27 protein-coding genes are annotated in these 26,454 nt (G+C 44.7%); 13 read left to right on the top strand and 14 right to left on the bottom strand.

Annotated features, from left to right (window positions below; translation table 11 throughout):
- Nucleotides 1-86 precede the first annotated feature (86 nt).
- Nucleotides 87-1,316 (bottom strand): acetate/propionate family kinase, encoded by a 1,230-nt coding sequence (locus tag CXF58_RS07055; protein ID WP_102077016.1) that lies wholly within the window; start codon nucleotides 1,314-1,316, stop codon nucleotides 87-89.
- Between the two features lie 705 nt (nucleotides 1,317-2,021).
- On the opposite strand from CXF58_RS07055, the gene lptM reads away from it, so the two are divergent.
- The 4 genes from lptM to CXF58_RS07075 all read left to right on the top strand — a co-directional run bounded on the left by lptM (nucleotide 2,022) and on the right by CXF58_RS07075 (nucleotide 5,939).
- Nucleotides 2,022-2,333 carry an LPS translocon maturation chaperone LptM gene (gene lptM / locus CXF58_RS07060; RefSeq protein ID WP_102077017.1) on the top strand — a complete coding sequence of 104 codons (312 nt, stop codon included), beginning with the start codon at nucleotides 2,022-2,024 and terminating at the stop codon, nucleotides 2,331-2,333.
- 115 nt (nucleotides 2,334-2,448) lie between these two features.
- Entirely contained in the window at nucleotides 2,449-3,783 is a 1,335-nt protein-coding gene (gene lysA, locus CXF58_RS07065; RefSeq protein WP_102077018.1) for a diaminopimelate decarboxylase, read from the top strand.
- A gap of 221 nt (nucleotides 3,784-4,004) precedes the next feature.
- Complete coding sequence (gene dapF, locus CXF58_RS07070; protein ID WP_102077019.1) at nucleotides 4,005-4,892, top strand: diaminopimelate epimerase; 888 nt, start codon at nucleotides 4,005-4,007, stop codon at nucleotides 4,890-4,892.
- Between the two features lie 6 nt (nucleotides 4,893-4,898).
- Complete coding sequence (locus tag CXF58_RS07075; protein ID WP_102077020.1) at nucleotides 4,899-5,939, top strand: tyrosine recombinase XerC; 1,041 nt, start codon at nucleotides 4,899-4,901, stop codon at nucleotides 5,937-5,939.
- Between the two features lie 35 nt (nucleotides 5,940-5,974).
- Here CXF58_RS07075 and CXF58_RS07080 read toward each other — a convergent pair whose 3' ends face one another.
- Nucleotides 5,975-6,871, bottom strand: a complete 897-nt coding sequence (locus tag CXF58_RS07080; protein ID WP_102077021.1) for a carbon-nitrogen hydrolase family protein — start codon at nucleotides 6,869-6,871, stop codon at nucleotides 5,975-5,977.
- A gap of 299 nt (nucleotides 6,872-7,170) precedes the next feature.
- Between CXF58_RS07080 and CXF58_RS07085 the strand changes: the two genes are divergently transcribed.
- Both CXF58_RS07085 and hpf read left to right on the top strand, forming a co-directional pair.
- Nucleotides 7,171-9,000, top strand: coding sequence for an RNA polymerase factor sigma-54 (locus CXF58_RS07085; RefSeq protein WP_102077022.1), 1,830 nt, complete (start codon nucleotides 7,171-7,173; stop codon nucleotides 8,998-9,000).
- A gap of 430 nt (nucleotides 9,001-9,430) precedes the next feature.
- Nucleotides 9,431-9,811, top strand: coding sequence for a ribosome hibernation-promoting factor, HPF/YfiA family (hpf, locus tag CXF58_RS07090; RefSeq protein ID WP_102077023.1), 381 nt, complete (start codon nucleotides 9,431-9,433; stop codon nucleotides 9,809-9,811).
- A gap of 290 nt (nucleotides 9,812-10,101) precedes the next feature.
- On the opposite strand, the gene thiS is transcribed toward hpf, so the two are convergent.
- The 4 genes from thiS to CXF58_RS07110 all read right to left on the bottom strand — a co-directional run bounded on the left by thiS (nucleotide 10,102) and on the right by CXF58_RS07110 (nucleotide 12,390).
- A complete protein-coding gene (thiS, locus tag CXF58_RS07095; RefSeq protein WP_102077024.1) occupies nucleotides 10,102-10,302 on the bottom strand; it encodes a sulfur carrier protein ThiS in 201 nt (66 codons plus the stop codon).
- Nucleotides 10,303-10,368: 66 nt separating this feature from the next.
- A complete protein-coding gene (locus CXF58_RS07100; protein ID WP_102077025.1) occupies nucleotides 10,369-10,740 on the bottom strand; it encodes a DUF423 domain-containing protein in 372 nt (123 codons plus the stop codon).
- 63 nt (nucleotides 10,741-10,803) lie between these two features.
- Nucleotides 10,804-11,667, bottom strand: a complete 864-nt coding sequence (gene rpoH, locus CXF58_RS07105) for an RNA polymerase sigma factor RpoH (RefSeq protein ID WP_197488882.1) — start codon at nucleotides 11,665-11,667, stop codon at nucleotides 10,804-10,806.
- 240 nt (nucleotides 11,668-11,907) lie between these two features.
- Nucleotides 11,908-12,390, bottom strand: coding sequence for a sulfurtransferase TusA family protein (locus CXF58_RS07110; RefSeq protein WP_102077027.1), 483 nt, complete (start codon nucleotides 12,388-12,390; stop codon nucleotides 11,908-11,910).
- A gap of 423 nt (nucleotides 12,391-12,813) precedes the next feature.
- Between CXF58_RS07110 and CXF58_RS07115 the strand changes: the two genes are divergently transcribed.
- Nucleotides 12,814-14,364, top strand: a complete 1,551-nt coding sequence (locus CXF58_RS07115; protein WP_228706560.1) for a M48 family metallopeptidase — start codon at nucleotides 12,814-12,816, stop codon at nucleotides 14,362-14,364.
- Nucleotides 14,365-14,428: 64 nt separating this feature from the next.
- Here the strand turns inward: CXF58_RS07115 and CXF58_RS07120 are convergent, their stop codons facing one another.
- On the bottom strand, nucleotides 14,429-14,878 hold the full coding sequence (locus CXF58_RS07120) for a GatB/YqeY domain-containing protein (protein ID WP_102077029.1): 450 nt from the start codon (nucleotides 14,876-14,878) through the stop codon (nucleotides 14,429-14,431).
- Nucleotides 14,879-15,051: 173 nt separating this feature from the next.
- On the bottom strand, nucleotides 15,052-15,267 hold the full coding sequence (rpsU, locus tag CXF58_RS07125) for a 30S ribosomal protein S21 (protein WP_010195908.1): 216 nt from the start codon (nucleotides 15,265-15,267) through the stop codon (nucleotides 15,052-15,054).
- Nucleotides 15,268-15,762: 495 nt separating this feature from the next.
- On the opposite strand from rpsU, the gene CXF58_RS07130 reads away from it, so the two are divergent.
- The 4 genes from CXF58_RS07130 to crcB all read left to right on the top strand — a co-directional run bounded on the left by CXF58_RS07130 (nucleotide 15,763) and on the right by crcB (nucleotide 18,456).
- Nucleotides 15,763-16,182, top strand: a complete 420-nt coding sequence (locus CXF58_RS07130; RefSeq protein WP_228706561.1) for a hypothetical protein — start codon at nucleotides 15,763-15,765, stop codon at nucleotides 16,180-16,182.
- 147 nt (nucleotides 16,183-16,329) lie between these two features.
- Nucleotides 16,330-16,863 carry a c-type cytochrome gene (locus tag CXF58_RS07135; RefSeq protein WP_102077030.1) on the top strand — a complete coding sequence of 178 codons (534 nt, stop codon included), beginning with the start codon at nucleotides 16,330-16,332 and terminating at the stop codon, nucleotides 16,861-16,863.
- Nucleotides 16,864-16,957: 94 nt separating this feature from the next.
- The gene (tsaD, locus tag CXF58_RS07140; protein WP_102077031.1) at nucleotides 16,958-17,998 is read left to right on the top strand and encodes a tRNA (adenosine(37)-N6)-threonylcarbamoyltransferase complex transferase subunit TsaD; all 1,041 of its coding nucleotides are present in this window, start codon (nucleotides 16,958-16,960) and stop codon (nucleotides 17,996-17,998) included.
- Nucleotides 17,999-18,084: 86 nt separating this feature from the next.
- A complete protein-coding gene (crcB, locus tag CXF58_RS07145; protein WP_102077032.1) occupies nucleotides 18,085-18,456 on the top strand; it encodes a fluoride efflux transporter CrcB in 372 nt (123 codons plus the stop codon).
- An 84-nt stretch (nucleotides 18,457-18,540) separates the two neighbouring features.
- Here the strand turns inward: crcB and CXF58_RS07150 are convergent, their stop codons facing one another.
- The 4 genes from CXF58_RS07150 to potA all read right to left on the bottom strand — a co-directional run bounded on the left by CXF58_RS07150 (nucleotide 18,541) and on the right by potA (nucleotide 22,592).
- On the bottom strand, nucleotides 18,541-19,431 hold the full coding sequence (locus CXF58_RS07150) for a LysR family transcriptional regulator (RefSeq protein WP_102077033.1): 891 nt from the start codon (nucleotides 19,429-19,431) through the stop codon (nucleotides 18,541-18,543).
- Between the two features lie 118 nt (nucleotides 19,432-19,549).
- On the bottom strand, nucleotides 19,550-20,404 hold the full coding sequence (gene potC / locus CXF58_RS07155) for a spermidine/putrescine ABC transporter permease PotC (RefSeq protein ID WP_102077034.1): 855 nt from the start codon (nucleotides 20,402-20,404) through the stop codon (nucleotides 19,550-19,552).
- On the bottom strand, nucleotides 20,404-21,312 hold the full coding sequence (gene potB, locus CXF58_RS07160; protein ID WP_102077035.1) for a spermidine/putrescine ABC transporter permease PotB: 909 nt from the start codon (nucleotides 21,310-21,312) through the stop codon (nucleotides 20,404-20,406). Before potB ends, potC begins: the two co-directional genes overlap by 1 nt.
- The gene (gene potA, locus CXF58_RS07165) at nucleotides 21,312-22,592 is read right to left on the bottom strand and encodes a spermidine/putrescine ABC transporter ATP-binding protein PotA (protein WP_102077036.1); all 1,281 of its coding nucleotides are present in this window, start codon (nucleotides 22,590-22,592) and stop codon (nucleotides 21,312-21,314) included. Before potA ends, potB begins: the two co-directional genes overlap by 1 nt.
- A gap of 464 nt (nucleotides 22,593-23,056) precedes the next feature.
- Here potA and CXF58_RS07170 point away from each other — a divergent pair, with 464 nt between their 5' ends.
- Nucleotides 23,057-23,695, top strand: a complete 639-nt coding sequence (locus CXF58_RS07170; protein ID WP_068406318.1) for a carbonic anhydrase — start codon at nucleotides 23,057-23,059, stop codon at nucleotides 23,693-23,695.
- A gap of 117 nt (nucleotides 23,696-23,812) precedes the next feature.
- Nucleotides 23,813-24,382 (top strand): lactoylglutathione lyase, encoded by a 570-nt coding sequence (gene gloA / locus CXF58_RS07175; protein WP_102077037.1) that lies wholly within the window; start codon nucleotides 23,813-23,815, stop codon nucleotides 24,380-24,382.
- Between the two features lie 77 nt (nucleotides 24,383-24,459).
- On the opposite strand, the gene CXF58_RS07180 is transcribed toward gloA, so the two are convergent.
- Nucleotides 24,460-24,930, bottom strand: a complete 471-nt coding sequence (locus CXF58_RS07180) for a c-type cytochrome (RefSeq protein ID WP_102077038.1) — start codon at nucleotides 24,928-24,930, stop codon at nucleotides 24,460-24,462.
- A 503-nt stretch (nucleotides 24,931-25,433) separates the two neighbouring features.
- Nucleotides 25,434-26,441: an oxygen-dependent coproporphyrinogen oxidase gene (gene hemF / locus CXF58_RS07185; protein ID WP_102077039.1), complete on the bottom strand. Its 1,008-nt coding sequence runs from the start codon at nucleotides 26,439-26,441 to the stop codon at nucleotides 25,434-25,436.
- Nucleotides 26,442-26,454 lie beyond the last annotated feature (13 nt).

Below are 26,454 nucleotides of genomic sequence, written 5' to 3' on the forward strand. Positions count from 1 at the left end.
TTTTTAAGCGCGTTTTATCCTTGTGCCATACAAACGCTTCTTGTTTTCTTATGGCACAAGTCATGGTTTGTTTAGCAATCTGACGCTTATAAACCTAAGGCTTCGCGCGTTTCTTGGGCAATGCGGCATTCTTCATCGGTTGGTACCACCCACAGCTCGATGCTGCTATCATCGGCATGGAAACTGCCTTCTTTACCACCGACCAAGCTGGCGTTTTTAGCGCTATCTACCTTGATGCCAAAATGCGGCATCATCTCTAAAATACGCGTCCGCGTGGTCACTGAGTTTTCGCCAATCCCGCCAGTAAAGACAATGCCGGTAAAGTCAGGTAGCGCACAGCTAAAGCTGGCAAGATATTTGGCAACGCGGTAGCAGAACATCTTAATCGCAAGCTTAGCGTCTTGATGACCTTCATTTGCTGCTTGCTCAATGGTACGTAAATCATTGGATAAACCTGAAATACCCAGCAGGCCACTTTCGTTATTGAGCATCTTATCGGTTTCTTCTAAGCTCATGCCTAACTGACGTTTAAGATGAATATGCAAGCTTGGGTCGACATCGCCGCTGCGCGTGCCCATCATTAGCCCTTCAAGCGGCGTCAAACCCATACTGGTATCGAGACTTTCACCATTATAGACAGCCGTCGCCGAGCAGCCATTGCCTAAATGCGCGGTCAACCAACCGTGTGGCCCTTTAGCACTGGTGATTTCGCTGGCGCGTTCGGATACGTACGCGTGCGAGGTACCATGAAAGCCGTAACGACGGATTTTATATTCATCATAAAGGACTTTTGGTAGCGGATAACGAAACGCAACCGGTGGCATGGTTTGGTGGAAGGCAGTATCAAATACCACCACTTGCGGAATCTCAGGATAAATCGCTTGTACTGCTTCGATACCGAGTGCATTGGCAGGATTATGGAGCGGTGCTAATATTTTTAGGCGTTTAACTTCTTCTAGCACATGCTGGTCGACACGCACCGCTTCTGAGTACTCGCGGCCGCCATGCACGACGCGGTGACCGACGGCAATAAAGTGATATTGTTCTAATAGCTCAAGAATTTTCTTTAAAGCAAGTTCATGACGACCGCCAGCGATGGCGATTTCTAGCTTTTCACCATTTAGCGTGGTGTGTTTGATACGAGCAGTGTCGAGGCCTAAGTTTTCTGCCAGACCTGTGATACGCGTAGTATTGTCTTCGCTGATGAGTGCGTATTTGATTGAAGAGGAGCCGCAATTTAGTACTAAAGTGGGGTTGGTTAGATTCGATGTTGCAGAGTCTTTATCGTTAAATTTGGTGGTTACGCCAGCGCTCATACTCTATCCTTAGAAGTTATTTTTTGGGTGGTGAATCGACATCGATAGTCACCGATTACATAAAAAAACCAGCCATATTCTCGTCGCCGTAAGCCAAACAGCTGCCATACGCAACAATCCTATCGCTGATTTTTATCATTGCTTTTAGTCTTACTTTTAGCATTGTTTTTCGCATTATTTTTAATGTTTTTCTTAATATTGTTTTTCGCATTTCAGGCTTGTAGTGTTTTTAAAATATCTTAAAAGCGCATAATTGTCCAAAATGCTCGCAGCGGTTAATGGCTATTAAAACCTATATTAGCGCTTCATTGCTGCTGCAAGGGTTCACTATAATGTACCATATTTTGAATTTTATACCACGATAACTATAAGGCTTTAATCACGCCATTTTATACAAGTGTACACCGAATATCATCAACCGCCAGTAGAGATAATAGGATAAAAGCAGTTTTTATAGAATTGTAAGTAAGTTTGTCTGTGGTTCTCTGTCTGTAGCTATTGATAGCGTTTATAAAATCCCATTTTGCCTATCGTTAGTCGTTAATTCTTATAAATTTATGTGCCAATCAGCAGCAGGGGGCGCACAACTTTATCGAATAATGCTATGATTAAAAAATTGTCCTATTTTTCTACTGCAGCCTTATTTTCGCTGATAGTGATTGTTATCGCCTGCAAACCATTGCAAGATGAAAGGTTAGCCATTCTATGTTTACTATACGCCGTACCTCAAATTTTAACAGCGCTAATTTAAGCGTTGATGTCAAATCTGCTGTTTATCAGGTAACTATAACGACGCTGGTAATCGGGGCAACTGCCTTGGCAGGTTGCGGACAAAAAGGCGATTTGTATTTAGCAGAATCGAGTAGCCAAACGGTAAAAGACAATACGGCTGTGCTTGAGAGCACCAGTCATCCGCAAGATGCCGCCTTTGCTAAGCTCAATGACAATGCAAATAACGCGCAAAACGCTGAAGATTTTCAGTTGCCTGCGCCGAGTACGGATCCTAACGATTATTAATGCTTGTTTATTAATGCTTACTTATTAAAAGCCAAATATTCAAACGATTCTTAGCCTATCCAAGCTGCTAAACCCATTAATCCCTTAATACATTGATTAAATTAGAGACAACTTTATGAGTCAGTCAGTCACGACCAAAACTGAGCAAGGATTGTATGTGCATCCTGAAGCCTTAACCGCCCATTTGCCCGCGCTCGATTATCGCGATGGCGCGTTATATATGGAGCAGGTAAGTATTGATGAGGTGGTCAAGCACTATGGTACGCCGTGTTATGTCTATTCAAAACAAGCGATTTTAGACGTTTATCGGGCTTATACCACAAGCTTTGCCAGCCTAAAGCATCAAATTTGCTATGCGGTGAAAGCAAACTCTAACCTTGCCGTACTTGGCATCTTGGCGCAAGCAGGGGCAGGATTTGATATTGTCTCACGCGGTGAGTTGATGCGGGTTTTGGCAGCGGGTGGAAAAGCTGAGCGCGTGGTATTTTCAGGTGTTGGCAAAACCTATAGCGAAATCGAATATGCCCTTAATCAAGGTATTGGCTGCTTTAACGTTGAGTCGATTAGTGAATTGGCGCTGATTAACGAAGTGGCAAAAGCGCTTGATAAAACCGCGCCGATTTCATTGCGGGTCAATCCAGACGTCGATGCCAAAACCCATCCGTATATTTCAACCGGTTTAAAAGACAATAAATTTGGCATCAGCCATGAAAATGCCGTTGCCGTTTATGAACAAGCGGCACAGTTGTCGCATATTGATATTGTCGGTATCGACTGTCATATCGGTTCGCAACTGACCGAGGTTGCGCCATTTGTCGCGGCACTCGATAAAGTGATTGAGCTGATTTATAGCTTGCGAGCTAAAGGTGTTGAGCTGCGTCATATCGACTTGGGCGGCGGGCTTGGCGTACGTTATATCGATGAGACGCCGGTATCTATCGAGACGTTTGCGCAAGCATTACTGCCTAAGCTGAGTGAGCTTGGTTTAACGGTATTCTTTGAGCCGGGTCGTAGTATCGTGGCCAATGCCGGTGTATTATTAACCAACGTTGATGTACTTAAACCAACCGAGCACAAGAACTTTGCTATTGTCGATGCGGCAATGAATGATTTGATACGTCCTGCTTTATACCAAGCTGAAATGGCAGTGATTCCTGCGACATTGCCCAAAGACGGTTTAGATACCGATGGCACACAGCCGTGGGATATCGTTGGGGCGATTTGTGAAACTGGTGACTTTTTAGCAAAAGACCGCTTATTGTCATTAGCAACAGGTGATATTTTAGCCATCACCGGTGCTGGTGCGTACGGCTTTACCATGAGTAGCAATTACAATTCGCGCGGTCGTGCTAGCGAAGTGATGGTAGCCGATGATAAGCATCAACTGATTCGTAAACGCGAAACGCTTGAATCTTTATATGCTGATGAAGTGTTGTGGCAGGATAAATAGTTTTTTAGCCATTTTAGTGCTCAAGAGTTTTTAATTAAAAATAACCCATTGTGATAAAGACAGTGGGTTTTTTATTGCTTGCGTTAATGAAAATTTGGATAAAAAATATTTGTTCGGTGATAGAGCCCTAACTTCGCGTTTGATAGCGGTGATAATTATGATTGTATCTGACAGCGTGCTACTATAAGGCATACATAAAAATAGGATAGGATAACAAGGATATGCTAATAGAATTTACAAAAATGCATGGGCTGGGCAATGATTTTATGGTCATCGATTTGGTGACCCAGCGCTTAGAATTGACCAAGGAATTGGTACAGCTGCTGGGCGATCGTCATTTAGGCATCGGCTTTGATCAATTGCTCGTCGTTGAGCCGCCGATGCGCCCAGATGTTGATTTTAGTTATCGCATTTTTAATACTGATGGTACAGAGGTTGAGCAATGCGGCAATGGCGCGCGCTGTTTTGCGCGTTTTGTGCAAGCGCGTAAACTGTCGTTTAAGCAGCGCCTGCGTGTTGAGACGGCAAGCGGGATCATCTCCTTAACGACCGACCGTTACGGCTGGGTCGAAGTCGATATGGGTAAGCCCAAATTTGAGCCAAGTGAGATTCCCTTTACCCCAAGAGCGACGACCAAAATCCAAAACGCCTATCATTTAAACGTCAATGGTACGCCGGTGCAGCTGTATGTCGCCAATATGGGCAATCCGCATGCGGTCATCAGGGTTGATGATGTCCTAGAAGCCGATGTCGAAACTTTGGGTAAAGCCATCGAATCACATCCGGCCTTTCCAGAGCGCGTCAATGTCGGCTTTATGCAAGTCATGAATCAGCGTCATATCCGTCTGCGGGTTTATGAGCGCGGGGTCGGTGAAACCCAAGCGTGTGGCACGGGCGCTTGTGCAGCCGTGGCGGTTGGTATCCGTGAGGGTTGGCTTGATGAAGGCGAAGACATACGCGCGCAGCTTTATGGCGGTAGCATGATTATCAAATGGCAGCCGGGGTATTCTGTGATGATGACTGGGCCAACGGCGTTTGTCTATGAAGGGGTGTTTAGCCCAGATGGCTTAATGGCGCAAGCGGGCATTAAGCCAAATCCAGAAGGCTAATCAATCATGACGACAGCGCCTAGCTCAAATATTCAGTCAAACATTACATCAAACACTGAGTCAAACAAATGGCTATCGGCGGAATTGGCAACAACCATCGAAGCAGATAGCACGCTACGTGAACTGCTAGCGCCAGTGCATCGTTGGCTAAATACGCTGTCGGTACGCAACCACTCCGAACACACATTGGTGGCTTATTTTGCAGGGCTAAATCAATTGGCGCTGTTTTTACGCGGCAAACGTCTGACATGGACGCGCTGTGATAAGCGCCAATTGGCCCAGCATATCAGCCAACGCCTCGATGAAGATAAGCTGGCGTTGGCGAGCGTTCAGCAAGAGCTATCGGCTATCCGTCATTTTTATGGCTGGTTGATAGAAGGGGGTTTAGCGCGTATCAACCCAACTACCGGCTATCAGCTTAAACGCAGCCCTAGACCGCTGCCGTCTATTGCCGATGTGGATTTATTGACGCAATTGCTTGACCAAGAAATCCCTGATACACCCGAGCAAGCACGCTTATGGTTGCGTGATAAGGCAATGTTTGAATTGCTTTATAGTAGCGGTCTGCGTGTTGGTGAGCTGGTGGCGCTTGACGTGGTCGATATAGACTTGGCTGATTTGCGCGTGCGCGTGACGGGTAAAGGTAACAAAACGCGCTTGGTGCCATTAGGTATCAAAGCTGCCGAGGCAATTAAACGCTATCTACCGCATCGCAATCTGTGGGTCGAGCAGATGGACAGCGCCTTGTTTATCAGTGAAAAGTTAGGTACACGTTTATCCACACGGGCCGTGCAGCAGCGTCTCAAAGTTGCAGCTACGCGCGCTGGGATTGCGCAAAACATGTATCCACATTTACTCCGTCATTGCTTCGCGTCGCATATGTTATCCGGCAGCGGCGATTTACGCGCGGTACAAGAAATGCTTGGGCATAGTGATATCAGCACCACGCAGATTTATACCCATGTCGATTTTGCTAAATTGACCCAAGTTTATGACCGCGCCCATCCGCGTGCGTCGCATACGCAAAATGACGTTGATATTACTTAAGTTCTGATTATTTTTTTAAGCATTTAATCCTACATTTATGCCAAACGATGGCAGTCAAAGATTGGCATCTTTTGCCGTCCTTGCGCTTGGTCAGCTTTATCTAACGTCGCTAAGACCAGAGCATAATGTTTCTGCTCTTTATTAGTAGGGTTCTTCAACGCACTATCTTCATAGCTATTGATAATCGTGCCGTCATAAGCAGTAATCGTGCTATGCCCCCATGTTTGCCGACTATTGCCATTCTTATAAACATGCTCACCACCTTGTGCGGCGCCAATGACCATACACTGACTGTCTAACGCGCGCGCGCGTAGCAATAGCGACCAATGTGCTTGCCCAGTCAAATAAGTAAAGGCTGATGGCGCACTTAACACCTCTGCGCCCGCCTGACGTAATCGCTGCGCTAAGGCTGGGAAGCGTAAATCAAAACAAACCATCATACCAAGCTGATAAACGGCATCATTTGCTTCTACTGTTGTAACCACTGTTTGCGTGCCGGGCTCAAAGGTCGCCGCTTCATTATAGCTGCCTTGTTTATCGGCAACGGTTGCAGTAAATAAATGGATTTTGTCGTAGCGTGCCACACGCGTACCATCGGGCGCAAATAGCTGACTGACTTGACGCAGTCTACCATCAGGTACGATGATGCCATCAGGGCGATAAGGGCAGGGCAGCGAGCCTGCTAATAGATAAATACCAAAAGCCCGTGCATACTCGGCCATTGCGTCGGATAACTCATCAAAACGTTCGGCAGTAGCAAACTGTCGACCCATGCTACAGCAGTTTTCTGGTAAAACGACTAACTGCGCGCCTTGCTTACTTGCCTCGCGAATAGCAGCTTTTATATCGGCTAAATTGGCTTCGATATCTTGCTGACTGCTCATTTGTACAGCCGCAACGGTCAACGGTTGATTTTTAGTAATCTCATTCATAATATTATTCTCAATTTTTAAGCTTTATAGGGTTCTGCCCTTATTTATTTTTTATCCTGTTATATTTAAAAGCTTGGCATCCCTGCAAAGCTATTGCAGTTTTATAAGGTGAACAAAAGCTAAAAAATAGCTTATCTGAACAGAATATAAATTATCATAGCAACATTGTAGCAAAAAATGCTATCGTCATGACCTGATAGGCCAAAGCGTTTTTTAATGATGATAAGCGCTAATAAGCGCAGGCTTCAACTAGCATAACATATAGAATCTCACCACGATCGAAAGGTAATCAGTCACCCATGAGTATGTCGTTTGGATTGGCGACCACGCTAAATACCTCGCAAAAGCTAACCCCGCAAATGCAGCAAGCCATCAAATTGCTGCAGCTCTCTAGTCTTGAGCTCGCGCAGGAGGTGCAGGCGAAGCTTGATAGCAATCCTTTGCTTGAACGTGTGGAAGAGGATGAAGATGACTATGATCATTGCGATAGTTACGACAGTCATAATGGTGAGCCGCTCAATGAGTTTGGCGAGCCGTTAACATTAGATAGTTGGAATCAAAATGCTAGCGTTGATTCGTTTGCTAAATCTAGCCACTCTTCAGATGATGGTTTCGACTATTTTGACAATAGCAGTGATGCCAATATAAGTGATGCCAATATAAGTGATGCCAATATAAGTGATGCCAATATAAGTGATGCCAATATAAGTGATGCCAATATAAGTGATGCCAATATAAATGATGAATACAGTGGCGATAGCTTAGATAAATTACAGCAAGCCAGTTTTGATGATGAAGCAATCGATAACTATGCTGTAGAGGGCGACGATTATAGCGGTTTTGACAGCGGTAATTATGCCTCTGCCGCGACAGGTTCAGGGAGTCTTTCAACTCATTCAGCTAACGGCAGCAATGAAGACTTTGATAGCTATCAGGGCAGCACCAGCGCCACCATTCAAGACCATGTACGCTGGCAGCTGAACTTTAAGCGCCTCTCGGAAACAGATACACTGATCGCCGAATACCTCATGGATTCTATGGATGAAATGGGCTTTATACGTCTCGATATCGATGAGTTGCTACAAAGCTTCAATACCATCGCCAGCTTTTATCAATGGGACGAGCGTGTCGAGCACGATGAGGTCATGGCGGTACTGCGCATGATTCAATCGTGCGACCCGCTTGGCGTTGGGGCACGCAATCTCAATGAGTGCTTAGCGCTGCAATTGTGTAAGCTTGATACAAATACAAAGTATCTTAAAGAAGCCCAAGCGCTTCTCTCAGCCAGTGAGCATTTGGTCAGCAATAATATCAAAGCCTTGACTGAACTCACGGGCCTCGCGCCTGAACAGATTACCCCAGCGCTTAACCTGCTACGTACGTTAAATCCATCACCCGGCCTACTATTTCAAAGCAGTCAGCCCGATTATATGCAGCCATCAGAAAGCTACGATATTCCTGATGTATTGGTCACGCCGATTCGCCGCCACAATAGCAATCACACCACCGATAACAAAAATGGAAACGACACGACTGCACAAGTAGATGGCTGGCAGGTACGTCTTAATCCTGACACTTTGCCTAAATTGCGGGTCAATCAAGAATATGCCAATTTGGTCAAACGCGGCGATGACAGTCCTGACAATCAATATCTGCGCGAAAATCTCACCGATGCGCGCCTGTTTATTCGCAGTATCGAAGAGCGCAATCAAAACCTTTTAAAAGTAGCGACCAGTATCGTGCGCTACCAGCAAGAGTTTTTGCAACATGGCGCAACTGCCATGCAGCCTTTGATTTTAAAGGCTATTGCCGAAGAAGTTGATTTGCACGAATCGACTGTCTCGCGCCTGACTACGAGCAAAACCATTTTGACACCACAAGGGTTGTTTTCCCTTAAGCATTTTTTCTCATCTCACGTTAGCAGTAGCGACGGTGACATCTCCTCAACCGCCATTAGCGCCATGATTAAACAGCTTATCGCAGATGAAGACCCGAGAAAGCCGTTATCTGATAGCCGCATAAAAGATTTTTTATTCGCAGAAGGCATCGATATCGCTAGACGCACGGTTGCCAAATATCGTGAAGCGATGAACATCGGTTCCTCCACTCAGCGCAAACAAAAATATTAAATGTTGTCATTCAATGACTTATAAATGTTATTCCACAATATCTAAGTCAATTTAAACGTAAATAAAAAATAAAATTTTTTGATTATATAGAAACATAACGGAAACATCATTTTTTATTACATTTACTTACAATTTGATGGCTTGCTACTATTAGGTTTTCATGACAAATTAGAGTCATACCAATAAAGAAAACCAAGTATCGGTTTGGCCGATTTAGTTAATTTAACAGATGATTAAAATGTATTTTAATTTTTTATTTTGATAAAGGAGTAGAGCTGTAAAGCCGTTGGTCATTAAAAAATGATAAGCCAAACTTGATGATAAGAAAGGTACTGGATGAATTATTGGTAAGGCAGCATGACAAAAGCTATAAAGCTAACTCACTGCTGATTGTATGTAACAATATAAGTAATAATAAAAGGACGATAATATGAATGTTTCTATCAGTGGTCACCATATCAGTGTTACCGAAGCCATGGACAACGCCGTTCGCGAAAAGCTTGTAAAAGTAGAACGTCATTTCGATCAGATTCAAAGTATTCAGGTAAAATTATCGCTAGATAATAGCGGCTCAAGTGAAGGTGGGAAAAAGACCCATAAAGCCGAAGCGATTATGCGAGTTGCAGGTCAAGAAATGTTCGTCCAAGCCTGCGAAGACGATATGTATAAGGCCATTAATGAGATGGCGGACAAACTCGATAGACAAGTACGTAAATATAAAACCCGTCAGGATCGTAAGAAAACTCAAGGCCCAGGGCGCGATGAACGCTACGAAGAGCTGACAGTTGATGATGCAGCACCTGCCATGTAATGGGTTTATCATTGCTCTAAGTAGTATTCACTACAGCAACCGCTATACATAGTAGCTGATCTTGTTATTATGACTGCTTGGTAAATATAGCCTATAAAACAATTATTATAATTGGTGTATTTATTGAGCATGCATATTTATAATAGTAGCCTCATATATGGTTAAGTCACTAAAAGAGTTTAGTTATTAAAAGTATGACAAATAAAAAAAAGACCTCAACGTATTCACGTTAGAGGTCTTTTTTATTGCTTAATTTTTACACATGAAAAAATTAGCGAGCTAATATTCGCTTAACCACCGCCAACTGCTTGGACGACTTCTATATTCATACCTTCAACGATACGCATTTTATCCAGCTCACTTTTTGGAATCAGCTCACCATCGATTTCGACCGCATAGCGACCTTTACTCAGTCCAAGCTCATTGACGACCATTTGGACGGTTTGATGCGTGGTCTGCAATTTTTTACCATTGACACTAATATTACTCATAATATGTGCTCCCTAAAAGTTAATAATCCTTTATTACTCATCCATTAACCCATTTTGTTATTCAACTTAAGCAGTATGGCCTAAACGAAATGTCGAAACAGCAAGCCATAGCCAACCTAAAATCATCAGCATACCGCCGATAGGAGTAATGGCGCCTAGCCAGCGCGGTGCCCCAAGCGTCATGGCATATAAACTACCGGCAAAAATAAGTGCGCCGATTTGTAGCAGCCATGCCGTCGTTTGGGTCGTATAATTAAGACGAATAAGGATGCCTACGAGCAATAATCCAAGCCCGTGTACAAACCAATATAGAGTCGCCGTCTGCCACCATTCAAGCTGCTGAATGCTGACTGAGTTCTTAAGCCCATGAGCGCCAAACGCGCCCAAAGCGACGGCGAGAGCCATATTAATAGCGGCGATACTTATCCAATTTAGCATGGTAAAACTCGTGTTATAAATAGGACTGTTATCATAGGTAAGTTTTAACTAACAAGCTGAAATTTATTGGATATCATCAGGCAAAATAACGCTATCGATGGTCATGGCTTCACGGATTTTGTCCATAGCGTTTTTTTCGATTTGGCGCACGCGTTCTGCTGAGATAGAGTAAACCGCGGCTAGCTCATGCAAGGTTGATTTTTGCTCAGAAAGCCAGCGCTGCTCAACGATATCGCGTGAACGGTCATCTAGCGTATCCATTGCTGCTAGTAGAGCCGATGAATTGTTCTCTTCCCAGTCATCCTCTTCAACCATCTCTGCAGGGTCGATACCATCTTCTAAAAATAGCTGCGGCGCGTAGCGACCATCGTCATCATCGCTCGATTGCGCTTCAAACGACGCATCATACGAGGTCAGGCGCGACTCCATTTCTAGCACTTGTTTACGCGTTACGTTTAAATCGTTGGCAATGGCATCGGCTTCTTCGAGCGTTAGCTGATTGTTGGTCTTTTTCAGACTGCGTAAGTTAAAGAATAGTTTACGATGTGCTTTGGTGGTTGCAACTTTGACAATACGCCAGTTACGAATGACAAATTCGTGAATCTCAGCTTTAATCCAATGCACAGCAAAGGATACCAAACGCACGCCTTTATTAGGGTCAAAGCGTTTTACCGCTTTCATTAGCCCTAAATTGCCTTCTTGAATCAAATCGGCTTGCGGCAGACCATAACCTGAGTAGCTACGGGCAATATGAATCACAAAGCGCAAGTGCGACATGACGAGCAGACGCGCTGCTTCAACATCGCCCTCATCATAATAGCGATGGGCAAGTTCTTGCTCTTGAGTCGGTGTCAAAATCGGAATTTGATGCACGGTATTAATATAAGCGCCCAAGTTTACGCCAGGCGCTGATAAATGCGTTGGCATAGCGGGCACTAAGTCACGGGTACGCGTATCGCCAAGTGCGCTCGCATCGTAAGGCGGACGCGCCGCAGCAGCTTTTAAAGCGGCATCACGTGCTTCATTTTTTTCAGGTGCTACGCTGTCTTTTTTACGGGTATTTGCAGCGTTATTAGAAGTATTAGCCATATTCTTGACCTTGGTTAAATAGATAAGCAATGAGTCAGATAAAAATCTTATAGTTATAATTGTAAAGGATAGCGCCGCTTAGTTGCTATCAGTTTTGGTAATGATGAAGTGATATATTGTATCAACAGCAGTACTGGTTTTTGCTCCTAGCGTTTTCTCGCTACTTGCCGCTGTTGCTTGATTAATAAGTAATAATAAGGGATTTGCTATGCCCGTTTGCTGGCTTTGCTGACAAAAAGCGCTGATATCAGCTTGTGAGTTTGGGTCGGTTGCAACGACATATAGCGACTCACCAACCGCTACTTCTCGTAGCGCCACTTTGGTTTTTAATAGCGGCATAGGGCAGGCAAGACCGCGCCCATCGACCATATTTTTAATAATGATTGGCTGTCTTTGCTCTGCGCTATCCGTCGAGTTAAAATTTTCCACTAAGTTAAGAGTATCTGTCGGCAATAAAACGAGCAGCTGCGTTATCGATTGCTGCTGCGCGTCAGACACAGTTTCGGCAAAACAAATAGGATATGAGTCTCGCACAATGACAGATTGGTTATCAGTAGACATAAAATAAACCTTTAAAATATCAATGTTTGAGAAAGTATCACTTGTAGTCCATGGATAACAAGCGCTTATCACGACCTACTATTATAGCAAATTGCTACCGCTCAATTGCAGTTGAATATAGTTATCATAATCATTGGTCAATCAGCACATCTAATGACAACCGGGCGGTAGGATAAACTTTACATTTAATACTTCGCTTTATAACGCTTAAGTTTACATAAACATGTTGCACAAGCATGACGCGTGGCAGCGTTATTGGTAGCCAGATGCAGACGGCAATTGACCTTAACTAAACAAGCTCGTATAGTCAAAAAGACGTTAAGATTACTCGGATAGGATACGCACTTGTATTATTTTCATAGAGCAGCGCTGCTTAAAAAATCTTTGCTTAAAAGAACGCTAAAAACGTTAACAGACGCTTTTGTGCTAAAGGTGGGTATATCGGCTACCTTGCTGGCATTGGCAACCACCGCCAATAGTGCTGGCACGCAAGCCGCGCCATTTGCTTATGGTTCATGGCAGACGTCCAGTGCTGAAGAATTAGATTTACCCAATTTACGCGGGCAGGGGCTAAGCTTTGCTGAGCAATATGAAAATAAACTGCTTGGTGAATGGTCATTAAGAAACATCAATAGTCGCGCGAAGATGGAGCACGACCCTTGGATTTATGAAACCATAAAAGAGATGACGTGGCGTTTAAATGCGCAAGCTCGCCAGCAAGCGCCGCTAGGTTTGGTTATTATTGATAACCCTAGCATCAATGCTTTTGCAGCGCCCGGTGGGGTAATTGGCCTCAATACTGGAACGATACTGGCGGCAAGCAGCATGGATGAGCTTGCCAGCGTCGTTGCTCACGAGGTGGCTCATATTAGCCAGCACCATTATGAAAGCGGCGCGGATGAGCGCAAAAAAGCCTTGCTGATGCAAATAGGCGGCATGTTGGCGGCGATTGCAGCCTCAGCAGTCGATGGTGATGCGGCGGCGGCAGTCATGATGGGCAGCCAAACCGCTACCATGAATAGCAGCATGGCTTTTAGCCGTAGTAATGAGCGTGATGCCGACCGTGTGGGCATGCAAATCATGAACCAAGCGGGTTACGATCCACGCGCCATGCCGCGATTTTTTGCGACAATGAATCAAAAAAGCCAATTGAACCAAACTGCCAATCAATTCCTACCCAGTTTTGTGCGCTCACATCCTTTGAGTAATGAGCGTTTAAGCGAATCGCAAAGCCGCGCTCAGCGTTATGATGCTCTGCCATTGTCCAAGCAGCAGCGCCATCAAGCGTTGTTTGATTTGCTCTATTGGCGTACGCAAAGTACGGGCGAGCATGTCTCTGAAACCGCGTTGACGACCGCCGCAAAAAATAGTATTGGCGCAAAATTGGCGCTGATGTATTGGTATGGCGAGCAGCAGCGTTTTGGCGAGGCCAATGAGATATATACTGAGCTGTCAGCGCTACCCGCAGCCCAGCGCCAAATACTCGAGCCGTTATTGTCCATTACCCAAAGTCAAATTCTCACTGAGCAAAATAAATGGCAACAAGCGGCGGAACTGCTTGAGAGTCAGCAGCGCTTATATCCTGAGCGCCGCGACTTGCGTCTTTATTTAGCGGAAGCACTGACCAATGGCAATCAGCCAACCAAGGCGCAAGCACTGCTTAAGCCCTTGACCGAGCAGCAGCCAAGTGACCGCTATGCGTGGCAAAGCTTGCAACTGGCCAATGAAAAAATCGCCAAAACTACCGAGTCGCTGCAACTGGCAAAAATCGCGACCATCAATGCGCTGCGTTATCGCAGCCATGACCAGCTGTGGAGCGGACGTTATGAGCGCGCGCTGACTTCCTTAACGCAAGCCAAGCAATTGACTGAGCAAATGCAAAAAACTGCGCAAGCGAGCAGCGCCCGACCGTTACTTGCCAATATTAATGCAGAAATCAAAGCAGTAAAAACCGCCAAAGACTTTAAGCCTTAGGCGGTTGTTTTTATCGCTTGGGTCGATACGCAGATTAAGACTATATAACTTTTTTTAACTTCAATTAACCTTGCAAAGCGTCTTTGACCAGTTTAGAGATTAATGCGGGATCAGCACGGCCAGCGGTTTTATTCTTTAACACGCCCATCACGCTGCCCATATCGCGCATTGAGGTGGCGCCTTGCTCTTTGATTTCGGCATTGACCAAAGCGGCAAGCTCGGTATCATCCATTTGTTTTGGCATAAACTCATTAATAATATCAATCTCGAACTGCTCTTTACTGGCCAAATCATCGCGGCCGTTTTCGGTAAAGATAGACAAGGACTCATGACGCTGTTTGAGCTGCTTTTGTAGCACTTCTAATACTTGCGCATCGTCAAGTTCAGTTTGGCGATCAATCTCAATCTGCTTAACCACAGATTGGACGTTGCGCAGTACTTTGACGCGCTCAAGCTCACGCGCTTTCATCGAGGTTTTGATGGTGTCAGATAACGTCTGTTTAAGTTGGCTCACTGTTATTATCCTTATAAGTATGGGTAAAATAGTTTTTGGTAAGTGTTAAATAAAAATCTGCTGAGTATTTATCAGCAGCAATAACAAAAATTGTAGCATAAAAAACGCCACTGTTATTCATCGATAACAGTGGCGTTAGTGTAGCGCTGGTAGGTAGCTAATCGTATTAGTGATTAGTACATACGAGTGGTACGAATAGTTTCGCGTTGTAATTTTTTCTTATAACGCTTTACAGCAGCGGCTTTTTTGCGCTTACGTACTTGCGTTGGTTTTTCATAAAATTCACGCTTACGTACGTCTGATAGAACGCCGGCTTTTTCACAAGCACGTTTGAAACGACGGATAGCGATGTCAACTGGTTCGTTTTCTTTAACCTTAACTGCAGGCATGAAATCTCCTTGATTAGGATGAGATATAAAGGCATTAGTTTGGCTGTGTATTAGTATTTAGCCGTAATATCTCAAGATTATCGGCATCAGCTCAAACTAGGATAGTCTTGCGCACTAGCACAAGGGCGCCTATTTTAATCAAAAATTGCAGTAAAGTCAAAGGCTTTAGCGTATTTATACATAATGAAGGCTTAAATAGAGGTCAAATAATAGACAATAAAATTTAACGACGGCGTATATAGATAGTGAGAATTAACTTAAGGCGTGAGTGTTAATACTTTTAATAATCTTTTAACAAATAATCAATAAATTGTGGACAAAACAGCTGTTTAGCAATAACGGCTTATAGGGAGTCTATGGTATCCTATACTCAGTCTGTCGCTCATATTTAAGCTGCTTTAAATTTCAAGATTTAGCTGTTGAAACTAGACGCTTAAAAAGATGCCGAGACAGACGTTACAAGGCTTTTATAGCTATTATTTTGAGGATCTTTGAATGAAAAATGGCATGAAGAAAACAGCGATTGGTACCGCATTATGGGCGACATTGTTTCTGACGATGGGCGTCAGCTTAAGTGCTTGTAGCACTGACAAAGAAGAGGCGGGCGCTGAATCAGGTGAAGTCTTAGCAAAAGATAAAGTCGATGAAGCTTCAGAACTTGCACGTGCAAATGCACCTGAAGCAGAAGATATGGACTTCCCAGAAACAGCACCGATGCCTGCTGCTGACACGGCAGAAGGGACAGAAGAAGGCGCTGCGGGTACTGAAGCTGCGACTGCAGAAGATGGCGCAGCGACGGATACGGCAGGAAACACAGCTACTGCAAGTGCTGATACAGAAGCGGCTTCTACTGCTAATACAGAAACGACGGATACCGATGCGGCTGCTACGACTACTGAGCCTGCAACAAATTAATAGCAGTGGCCAAAAGTGAGTAAGTAAGCGCGTACTCAGTTCATAATATCGATTCATCACTGCCAGCTACTATTACTATTATTACTACTAATATGCCAGCAATGACATTGAGGTTTACATCAACAATCTATAGATGAGGGAATAACTATGACTATGCAGCAAAATACAATAAAGAAAAAATCCGTCGCTAAATTGGCGCTCACAAGCCTAAGCTTGAGTGCACTTTTGGCACTCAGTGCTTGTAGTGGCGGCGACAATACTGCAGCTGAAGAGCCAGCTGCTACCAATGAAACTGAAGCAGTGGCGGTAGAGCCTGAAGCGCCTGCTACAGAAACAGAAGTAGTCACCCCTGAGCCTGCGGTAGAAGCAGAAGCAGAGCCTACGGAAGTGCCAGTTGTAGAAGCAGAACCTGAAGCAGCTGCTGAGCCTGAAGTATTGGCCGCCGACGCTGGGGCGCAGCTGTACGAAAAACAGTGTAAAGTTTGCCATGAAAATGGTTTGCTTGAAGCACCGAAATTTGGTGATAAAGAAGCGTGGGCACCGCGCCTTGCTAAAGACATAGAAACGCTACACATGCATTCTGCCAAAGGCTTTAATAAAATGCCGGCACAAGCGGTTGGAGACGTCACGGAAGCACAAGTTCATGCCGCCGTTGATTATATGGTTGCTGCCGCTCGCTAATATTACTTATTGAAATTTGCTAGAATGACCGCCATTGTAAGCTAACAGTGGCGGTTTTTTATTAATGCTACAAAGCAAATATAAAGGCACATAGATGAAAGTATTGGGTTTAGAGACCTCCTGCGATGAGACGGGTCTGGCGATTTTCGATAGCGAGCAGATAGATAGCGATAATAAAGGCTTGCTTGGGCAAGTGCTGTATTCACAGATAGAGCTGCACGCGCTTTATGGCGGAGTGGTGCCTGAGCTTGCCAGCCGCGACCATATTCGTAAGCTAGTGCCGTTATTTAACGAATTGCTAGAGCAGTGCGATATTACTAAAGATGAGATTGATGCCATTGCTTATACCAAAGGCCCAGGACTTATCGGCGCGCTGATGACGGGTGCCTTATTTGGGCGCAGCTTGGCTTATGGACTGGACGTGCCAGCAATTGGCGTTCATCATATGGAGGGTCACCTCTTAGCCCCTTTGATGGGCGCTAATCCACCAACGTTTCCATTTGTGTCGTTATTGGTTTCTGGCGGTCATACTTTACTGATTGCCGCATACGGTATCGGGCAATATGAAATCCTCGGTGAGTCTATAGATGACGCAGCGGGTGAGTGTTTTGATAAAGCGGCTAAAATGTTAGGTTTGCCATACCCTGGTGGACCAAATATTGCCAAATTAGCAGAAAATGGCGATCAAAATGCCTATGACTTACCGCGCCCGATGTTACATCGCGGTTTAGACTTTTCCTTTAGCGGTATGAAAACGGCGGTGCATAATCTTATCAAGGACACGGATGGCTCTGACAGCGATCCAAAAGTGCGTGCCGATATTGCGGCAAGCTTTCAACATGCGGTAGTTGATACGCTAGTAAAAAAATGCGTTAAAGCACTCAAACAAGCCGAGATGAACCGCTTGGTCATAGCGGGCGGCGTCAGTGCCAATAGCCATTTGCGTGAGACATTAGAGCGTGAGCTTGCTAAAATTAATGCTAGCGTTCATTATGCGCCGCCAGCCTTATGTACCGATAATGGGGCGATGATAGCTTATGCCGGTTACGAGCGTTTGCAAGCCGGTCAAGCAGATGACTTGGCTGTTAGCTGCGTCCCGCGTTGGCCAATGACCGAGCTGCCTGCGCTATTATAAATGCTAAATGCTAAATGCTAAATACTAAATGCTATAAGCTATCTTATACTTAACCTATTAAACTTTATCTTACTCAAGGATAGCTTATGCAGTGGCTTGCGATTGGACTAGGTGCTGCCATTGGTGCTTGCCTGCGCGGCTGGTTGGCGCGTTTTAATCCGCTGCATAGCTGGATACCGCTCGGTACGCTTGGCGCCAATGTCTTAGGTGGACTTTTAATAGGATTAGCATTAGTTTGGTTTGAGCGTATGGGTAGCGACTTGTCTCCTAATGTCAGGTTGTTTGTGATTACAGGTTTCTTGGGTGGACTGACGACTTTTAGTACTTTTAGCGCTGAAGTATTTACTTTTATTAATGAAGGGCGGTTGCTGGCAGGCTTAGGTCTGATTGGGCTACACGTAGGGCTGACATTACTGGCAACGGCAATTGGATTTTACTTCTTTAAATTGGTTTTGTAATAATAAAAATGTCGCAATAAAAAAGAGCCATATTAATTTTTAATACGGCTCTTTTTTAAACAACTTTTTAAAAAAAAGCACTAGCTATACCGGTTTTACAATCCTTTCTAATAAACTGGCGAACCCTTGCATATAAGCCATATCTTGGCTTGCGGTGCGCGTCGCCGCATAGAGCTGACAGTAGACGCCACTGCCTAACGGGCGCGAAACCACCCAACCTTTTTTCTCATACTCGCTTACCACCCAATCAGGTAATGCCGCCACCCCGCGCTCGCTAGCAACCAATTGAATTAGCATCGCCGTGAGCTCGGTGGTACGAATCGCTTTAAAATTGACATCTTCTGGGGTCATAAAATTAGCAATAATATCCAGGCGCTTAGCTTCCACTGGATAAGCAATCAAGGTTTCATCGACTAAGTCTTGGGCATGAATAAATGGTTGCTCAGCCAAGTCATGAGTCGGCGACAGCACCAAACGGCTTTCGTATTCAAACAAAGGCTGATAGCTGATACCTTCTATTGGTAAGTTACTGGTGGTAATCAATAAATCGATATCACCTTCTTGTAGTAAGTGATGCGGCTCAGGCTCAAAACCGGTGGCAAAATCTAGCTCGACATCTGACCATTCGCGGCGATAATGATTAAGAATCGGCATCAACCAATCAAAGCAACTATGACATTCAGACGCAAGGCGCAATCTGCCTGCCTGCCCATGTGCCAAGCGCTTTAAGTTGGCTTTGGTGCGCGTGACCTGCGGCATGATACTGTCTGCCAGCGCCAGTACCGTTTTGCCCGCTGGCGTAAAGGTCAGCGGACGCGTGCGTCGGTTGACCAAGCTAATATCGTAGTAATTTTCCAATTCTTTTAACTGATGCGAGACTGCAGAGGCGGTGACATGCAGCTCATCGGCAGCAGCGGCTAATGAGCCATGGGCTCGCAGCGCAGTTAGTGTATTAAGATGACGGAGCTCTAGCATAAAATAACCTAACCACTGACGTTAAAGAAATAGGAAAATAGGTGTTTAGAATCTTGAAAAATTATAGGCGCTTTTTGCCTAAAATTACATTGCCATTATTTTACCGTAAAAATTAAAACTAGCGCCGACGCAGCAGCAATTGCGAGATAACCACCAAAACTAATGAAGCGACCAATAAAATGGTCCCAATAGCATTGACCTCAGGTTTAAGTCCCACGCGCACCATAGAATAAATACGGAGCGGTAAAATCTCATAGCTAGGGCCAGTAACAAAGGTCGATACCACCACATCATCAAGCGATAAGGTAAAGGCAAGTAACCAGCCAGCCATCACCGCTGGGAAAATAACTGGAATCAACACCGTACGTACCATTGTTGATTCGCTAGCACCCAAATCTCGCGCTGCTTCCATTAAACGCTCGTCTAAACTGCTTAAACGCGCAAAGACAGTGATAACGACAAACGGCAAGCAAAAGGTAATATGAGCTAGTAACAGCGAGACAAAACCGAGCTGCAGGCCGATTAATAAAAACAGCGCCAATAGCGATATCGCTAACACAATCTCAGGCGACATCATTAGCACAAATAATAGGCCGTTTAGTAGCCCTTTACCGCGAAAGTCATAACGATGTAGCGCAAGAGCAGTCAAGGTGCCGATAACGGTCGAAACCGTGGCGGCAACCAAGCCTAAAACAATAGAATGCCAAAAGGCATCAAGCATTGCCTGATTATTCAGTAGCGACTCGTACCACTTTAAACTAAAGCCGCCCCAGTTATAACCGATTTTTGATTTATTAAATGACATCACCACCAAAACGATGATGGGCAGATATAATAAAATATAAATCAGACCGAGATAGCCTTTGGCGGCGATACTGCCGATACTAGTTGGCTTGATAGGTCGCTTGATAGAACGTTTGGTTTTTATGGGTGAGCTATTGATTGACGAGTTATTAGATGAATTACCAGACATTAAGCCACCTCGTTAAAGTCAGTCTTGCCAATACGGCGGCTACTGGCGCGATACGCGAGTAATAATACTGCCATGGCTAGGGTCAATAGTACACTGGCAGCAGCGCCAAATGGCCAGTCACGCGCGTCTAAAAACTGGTTTTTGATAATATTACCCACGAGTAAGTTGCGCGAGCCGCCCAAGATATCGGCGACATAAAACATCCCCATCGCTGGTAATAATACCAACAGCACTCCGGAGATAATCCCGGGTGTCGTTAATGGTAATACCACATGCCAAAATGTCTGTCGCTTTGAAGCACCCAAATCTTGCGAAGCGAGCAGCATATCATTGCGCAAATCACTGAATACTGCATACAGCGGCAGCACCATAAACGGAAATAACAAATAGGTTAAACCGGCAATGACCGCGCCTTGGGTATATAAAATATCTATGGGCGCATCGATAATACCGATGGCTAATAAGGATTTGTTAATCAAACCATTACTGGCAAATAATAGTTTTAGCGCATAAGTCCGCACCAAAGAGTTGGTCCAAAATGGCAATATCAGCATAAGCATCAACAGTGGCTGCCAGCGTTTATCCACTCGAGAAACAAACCAAGCAAACGGGTAGCCAAGTAATAAGCAAATGACTGTGGTAATGCCCGCCATCCATAATGAATGGACAAAGACATCAAAATAAAGCGGGTCAATCATGCGCACGTAACTGTCGAGAGTGACCGGCAAACTAATAAAAGCGGTGCTATCACGCGTTAAAAAGCTGACGGCAATCACCAGTATATTTGGCAATAGCGCAAAGATAAGCAGCCAACCCCAAATTAGCCATAGCGTGGCAGTACGAAAAGGGCTTTTATTGCTCAAGTTTTTATGACTTGCTTTTTTATTGCCTACGTTAGGACGCGCCATTAGCTGATATCCTTTTGGTCAGCTAATTTGCTCGGGCTATTATTTAGCCCGTTATCAATGCTGCTAGCAAGCGTATCATCTTGTTCTTCTGGCAACACCCATTCCCAGCCATCGACCCATGACACTTTAACGCCTTCGTTAAGCTTATAATCAAAACTTGGGTCGTCTTCATCGAAGAACTCCGAGGCTTTAATAATATGGCCGTTGGTTAGCTCAATAATAGAGTCTAAGGTACTGCCTTTATAATTACTTTCAATCACCCGCCCAAGTAAACCACCATGTTCTTTATCATTTGGGTCATAAATACGCAAATCTTCAGGGCGCAATAGTAAATTAACAATATCTCCAACTTGTACGTCATTGGCAAAGTTGGGGCGGCGCAAATTACGTAAAGTAATCGGGCCTTCCTGCGCTTGCGCTTCGCAGACCTCGACCTCAATACGGCCATTGGTCACGCGCCCATCACGATCGGCTTGTTCAGGATAAACGCCTTTAACTTCCGCTTTAAATAAATTGGTCTCACCGATAAATTTGGCGGTAAAGAGATTGGCAGGGGTTTCATAAATCTCAATCGGTGTGCCAATTTGCTGAAATCTGCCGTCTTTCATTACCGCAATACGATCCGACATCGACAGCGCTTCTTCTTGATCGTGGGTGACAAAGACAAAGGTAATGCCAAGCTCGCGCTGCAGACGTTTAAGCTCAGATTGCATTTGCAGGCGCAATTTATGGTCGAGCGCTGATAATGGCTCATCGAGCAATAATAGTTTAGGACGATTAATCACCGCACGTGCAATCGCCACGCGTTGCTGCTGACCACCAGATAAATCTTGCGGTCGGCGATTGGCAAGGTGTTCAAGTTGTACCATCGCCAGCATCTCACGTACCCGCGTTTGAATCTCATCTTTCGGCACTTTTTTTAATTTAAGTCCGTAAGCGACGTTTTGTGCCACCGTCATATGCGGAAATAACGCATATTGCTGAAACACGGTATTGACCGGACGCTTATCCGCTGGCAAGCCTGCCATTTGCATCCCATCAAGATAAATCGCCCCTGCATTTGGCTGCTCAAAACCCGCAATTAAGCGTAGCAAGGTCGTCTTACCGCAGCCTGATGGCCCAAGCAAGGTTATAAACTCGCCATGCTGAATATCAAGGTTGATATCCTTTAATACTTCGGTTTGATCATAAATTTTTTGGAGACCAGTCAGCTGCAGCAGCGCCTTGTCAGTAGTGGGCGACACCGGTGCGGTTTGCAGGTTTACATTTGATTCGGTCATAAGGTTGATTCCTAAAACACCAAATGCGCAGCAGCGCTAAAATACTAGTGACTGGCAGCAATTTGCATGTTGTTAAGTCTGGCGATAAGCGTTGGCTATATATGGAGTATGGTTGCTGCGTATTATAACAAACCCTTGTTATAAGTCAGTGCAAGTTCGTTATCGGTTGGTTTAGGTTGTTAAAAAAAGAATGAGCAAAATACGTGGCTGCAAATTTCTTGTCTTGCAATGCTTTGACTTGCGATGCTGCCATCTTACAATAAAGAATTTTTACCGTTTTTTTGCCTTGCTTGCGCTACAATAATTTTGTGTATGCTACATACAAGGATATTTGCAATAGCAAACGGCTAACTTTAAGAGATAAGCTTAAAAGATAAGCATAGCTGAAAGCTGTATCTTAAAGTAGAAAACAGAATGCTAGCGCAATTTATAATTTAAACCATTTTGATAAACAAGGACCCCTTATGCCTAACAGTAACCGCCCAAAAACTGGACAAGAAGCACTGGCACTACTCAAAGAAGGAAATGTACGCTACGTAGAAAGTCTGACCAGCACTGACCCTTGCATGCAAAAACGTCCCGAGCTGATCAGCGATCAAGATCCGTTAGCAATTATTTTGGGTTGCTCGGACGCCCGCGTTCCGGTTGAGATTGTGTTTGACCAAGGTTTGGGCGATTTGTTTGTCATACGCGTGGCAGGTAATGTGGTTGCGCCATCGCAAATCGGCTCGATTGAATTTGCGGCGGAAAAATTTGGCACCAAACTGGTGGTAGTGCTTGGGCATTCGCATTGCGGCGCGGTCACTGCTTGTGTCGATGCGCTGATCAATCCTGAGCAAAACTATTCGCCGAATCTACAGTCAATCGTCGATCGTATCCGCCCAAGTGTCTATAACTTACATGAGCTGGCAACGGCCAATGGTCAAGACGTCGATGCAGATGAACTGGTCGATCGCTCTATTCGTGCCAATGTGCGCATGTCGGTTAGCCAATTAAAGCATGGTTCGCGCGCGCTAGAAGATTTAACCAGTAGCGGTCAGCTACTCGTCGTTGGCGCTGAATACAATTTAGAGACTGGAAAAGTACGCTTTTTAGATACTTAATAGCTATTTATCATTAAACGTTCGGAATGGTGGCTACGATTTAATTTTGAAGGTACCCGTTATCAATGATTTATAATGGATAAATGACGATTAAAATACTTAGATATTGGAAAGATTATGACGGATTTAACAAATTTAGATGCTAATAAAAACAGTATCGCTCAGCCTGAGAACAGCGTAAAAGCAGAAGGCGTGCAGCCAATTTCAGCGCAGACAGCAGGTTATACCTTTAACCACACCATGCTACGCGTCAAAGACCCAGCTAAATCATTGGCCTTTTATACGGGTGTTTTAGGCATGACGTTATTGGCAGTAAAAAAATTCCCTGCGATGGGGTTTGATTTATATTTTTTAGCCAAGTTAACTGAGAGCGAGCGGGAAAATTTGCCAGCGGGTGATGATTTAGAAATTTTCGCCTTCCGTCAGCGAGGTATTTTAGAGCTGACCCATAACTATGGCACCGAAACCCAAGCGGACTTTAGTTACCATGATGGCAATGGTGAACCACAAGGCTTTGGTCATATCTGCTTTAGTGTACCAAGCCTTGACGAAGCGGTTGCTTGGTTTGATCAAAACAACGTTGAGTTTAAAAAACGTCCAGAAGACGGCAGTATGAAAAATATCGCCTTTATCAAAGACGTTGACGGTTACTGGATTGAAATCGTCCAAGCCGACTTAATGGGTTAAATAAGTCACTCTTTAACCAATAAAAAAGCCGCTATATTAACAATAGCGGCTTTTTTGTATCTGAAAGCGAATACTCGTTAGTCTTTTTTCACTTTAAAATCGGTATGGCATGATTTACAGCTGTCACCAACTTGTCCAAGCGCAGGCAAAACTTGATCGACACTGGTTGCCGTTTGTGCCGCCGCATTCAAGTTAGCAGTGGCTTTTTGGAAGTCATCTGCCTCAGCACGGAAACCATCAACGTTGCTCCAAACCGCTTCTGTGGCATTACCTGCGGCTTCTTGGTTTTCAAAGTGGCTCCAAGGATTGGCAGAGTCTTTTGCTAAAAATGCCGCTTGTTCTTTAAAGACTTCGGCATCAAAGGTATCAGGCGCTTCAGCCATATCACCCATGATACCCATCGCATCGCCCCAGCTTTTCATGGTGTCTTGACGCGCTTTGACGTCAGGATCAACTGGCGTACTACAAGCTGTTAGACCTAAGGCGGCTGCTATCAACGTTACGCCGACGATAGACTTGAATGATTTATTATTAGAAACCTGTGCCATCTGTATTGCTCCTTTATACGTGGCTAATAAAAAGGTGCCGAAGCACTTGCGTGCTCGCCACCTGTTATATTGCTACTATGAATTGAATATTATGTGGTTGTTCTAAATGTTAAAGACAGCTAAGTTCTGGTCTTTTACCATATAGCCTTTTCAACCTACAAAGCTGTAAATCTATAACGCTTTAAACCCATACTGCTATTAATTAAACCTCAACAAGCTAAAATAAAGTAGGATAATAAAGTACCTTTTTGTAATGTCATTTTTGTAATGGCATTTTAATCAGCTATGAATGTTCGCCAAAGCGCGTTTTATAAGCTAAAAGTCAAAATGCCCTGTTTAACAGTTTAGCTGCTCTTAGGCTGCTCTCAAATAAAAAATAGTAAATAATAAAGGTCAGCAGTAACGCTGACCTTGATAGTGTTTTTCTGAAATTTTAAAGAGAGCAAATAGGCTGTTTATCCAAGAACCAAAACGCTGTCTGCGGCTTATTATGCCAATGAAGACTATAAAGTCAACCAATCACGCGGTTTTAGATAAAAATCGGTCAATTCAAACTCAGGCGTCCCGGGGGCAGGTTCAAAGCGATAATGCCAGCTAGCAAGCGGCGGCATACTGACTAAGATGGACTCAATGCGTCCATTACTTTGTAGTCCAAATAGAGTGCCACGGTCATAAACAAGGTTGTATTCGACGTAGCGTCCGCGGCGATAAAGCTGAAATTCACGTTGTGCTTCGGTATAAGAGGTGTTTTTACGCTGCTCAAAAATTGGCAATATACCTTCAAGATAACCATTACCGACCGCTTGCATAAATTCAAAGCAAGTCTCAAAATCCCAACCACGGCTCTCGGTATTGACGTCGTCATAAAATAGGCCGCCGATACCGCGCTGCTCATCGCGATGGCGCAGATGGAAGTACTCGTCACACCACTGCTTAAAGTCAGGATAGACGCTGTCGCCAAACGGCGCGCACAGGTCGTGACAAACCTGATGCCAATGTACGCAGTCGGCAAGCACCGGATAAAACGGCGTCAAATCAAAACCGCCACCAAACCACCAAATAGGCTCTTCGCCCTCGGCTTCAGCAACGAATAAACGCACGTTGGCATGGCTGGTTGGCACATTGGGGTTTTTAGGATGCACGACCAATGAAACGCCCATCGCCTGCGCTTTACGGCCAGCGATATCAGGATGCCGCGCGGTTGCGGAAGCGGGCAGGTTATGCACATGAATATGGCTAAACATCACGCCCGCTTTTTCGATGACTTCACCACCTGCGAGCACGCAAGAACGGCCGCCGCCGCCCTCAGGACGTTCCCAATCGTCAGGTACAAAGGTTGTCGGCTTATCATTGCTGCTGCCGTCACGTTCTTGCGACTCTAACGCTTGGCAGATACGCGCTTGCAAATCCACCAAAAACTCACGCACGCGCGTGATGTCATTGTGGGTTGGCGTCACGGCAGAATTGGTCTCTGGCAAATTGTCATGATTGTCTATATTTGGTATGGTCATAAAATATCTAATT

This window comes from Psychrobacter sp. Sarcosine-02u-2, from assembly GCF_002836335.1.
GTDB classification, from domain to species: Bacteria; Pseudomonadota; Gammaproteobacteria; order Pseudomonadales; family Moraxellaceae; genus Psychrobacter; species Psychrobacter faecalis.

Excerpts from the sequence above, each read along its gene's own strand:
- crcB (WP_102077032.1), top strand. The coding sequence starts at position 18,085 with ATGCAGTGGCTTGCGATTGGACTAGGTGCTGCCATTGGTGCTTGCCTG.
- tsaD (WP_102077031.1), top strand. The coding sequence starts at position 16,958 with ATGAAAGTATTGGGTTTAGAGACCTCCTGCGATGAGACGGGTCTGGCG.
- CXF58_RS07075 (WP_102077020.1), top strand. The coding sequence starts at position 4,899 with ATGACGACAGCGCCTAGCTCAAATATTCAGTCAAACATTACATCAAAC.
- potA (WP_102077036.1), bottom strand. The coding sequence starts at position 22,592 with ATGACCGAATCAAATGTAAACCTGCAAACCGCACCGGTGTCGCCCACT.
- CXF58_RS07150 (WP_102077033.1), bottom strand. The coding sequence starts at position 19,431 with ATGCTAGAGCTCCGTCATCTTAATACACTAACTGCGCTGCGAGCCCAT.
- CXF58_RS07080 (WP_102077021.1), bottom strand. The coding sequence starts at position 6,871 with ATGAATGAGATTACTAAAAATCAACCGTTGACCGTTGCGGCTGTACAA.
- CXF58_RS07055 (WP_102077016.1), bottom strand. The coding sequence starts at position 1,316 with ATGAGCGCTGGCGTAACCACCAAATTTAACGATAAAGACTCTGCAACA.
- potC (WP_102077034.1), bottom strand. The coding sequence starts at position 20,404 with ATGTCTGGTAATTCATCTAATAACTCGTCAATCAATAGCTCACCCATA.
- hemF (WP_102077039.1), bottom strand. The coding sequence starts at position 26,441 with ATGACCATACCAAATATAGACAATCATGACAATTTGCCAGAGACCAAT.
- gloA (WP_102077037.1), top strand. The coding sequence starts at position 23,813 with ATGACGGATTTAACAAATTTAGATGCTAATAAAAACAGTATCGCTCAG.
- CXF58_RS07180 (WP_102077038.1), bottom strand. The coding sequence starts at position 24,930 with ATGGCACAGGTTTCTAATAATAAATCATTCAAGTCTATCGTCGGCGTA.
- CXF58_RS07085 (WP_102077022.1), top strand. The coding sequence starts at position 7,171 with ATGAGTATGTCGTTTGGATTGGCGACCACGCTAAATACCTCGCAAAAG.
- potB (WP_102077035.1), bottom strand. The coding sequence starts at position 21,312 with ATGGCGCGTCCTAACGTAGGCAATAAAAAAGCAAGTCATAAAAACTTG.
- lptM (WP_102077017.1), top strand. The coding sequence starts at position 2,022 with ATGTTTACTATACGCCGTACCTCAAATTTTAACAGCGCTAATTTAAGC.
- rpoH (WP_197488882.1), bottom strand. The coding sequence starts at position 11,667 with ATGCCAACGCATTTATCAGCGCCTGGCGTAAACTTGGGCGCTTATATT.
- thiS (WP_102077024.1), bottom strand. The coding sequence starts at position 10,302 with ATGAGTAATATTAGTGTCAATGGTAAAAAATTGCAGACCACGCATCAA.
- CXF58_RS07110 (WP_102077027.1), bottom strand. The coding sequence starts at position 12,390 with ATGTCTACTGATAACCAATCTGTCATTGTGCGAGACTCATATCCTATT.
- CXF58_RS07170 (WP_068406318.1), top strand. The coding sequence starts at position 23,057 with ATGCCTAACAGTAACCGCCCAAAAACTGGACAAGAAGCACTGGCACTA.
- CXF58_RS07130 (WP_228706561.1), top strand. The coding sequence starts at position 15,763 with ATGAAAAATGGCATGAAGAAAACAGCGATTGGTACCGCATTATGGGCG.
- dapF (WP_102077019.1), top strand. The coding sequence starts at position 4,005 with ATGCTAATAGAATTTACAAAAATGCATGGGCTGGGCAATGATTTTATG.
- hpf (WP_102077023.1), top strand. The coding sequence starts at position 9,431 with ATGAATGTTTCTATCAGTGGTCACCATATCAGTGTTACCGAAGCCATG.
- CXF58_RS07135 (WP_102077030.1), top strand. The coding sequence starts at position 16,330 with ATGACTATGCAGCAAAATACAATAAAGAAAAAATCCGTCGCTAAATTG.
- lysA (WP_102077018.1), top strand. The coding sequence starts at position 2,449 with ATGAGTCAGTCAGTCACGACCAAAACTGAGCAAGGATTGTATGTGCAT.
- CXF58_RS07100 (WP_102077025.1), bottom strand. The coding sequence starts at position 10,740 with ATGCTAAATTGGATAAGTATCGCCGCTATTAATATGGCTCTCGCCGTC.
- rpsU (WP_010195908.1), bottom strand. The coding sequence starts at position 15,267 with ATGCCTGCAGTTAAGGTTAAAGAAAACGAACCAGTTGACATCGCTATC.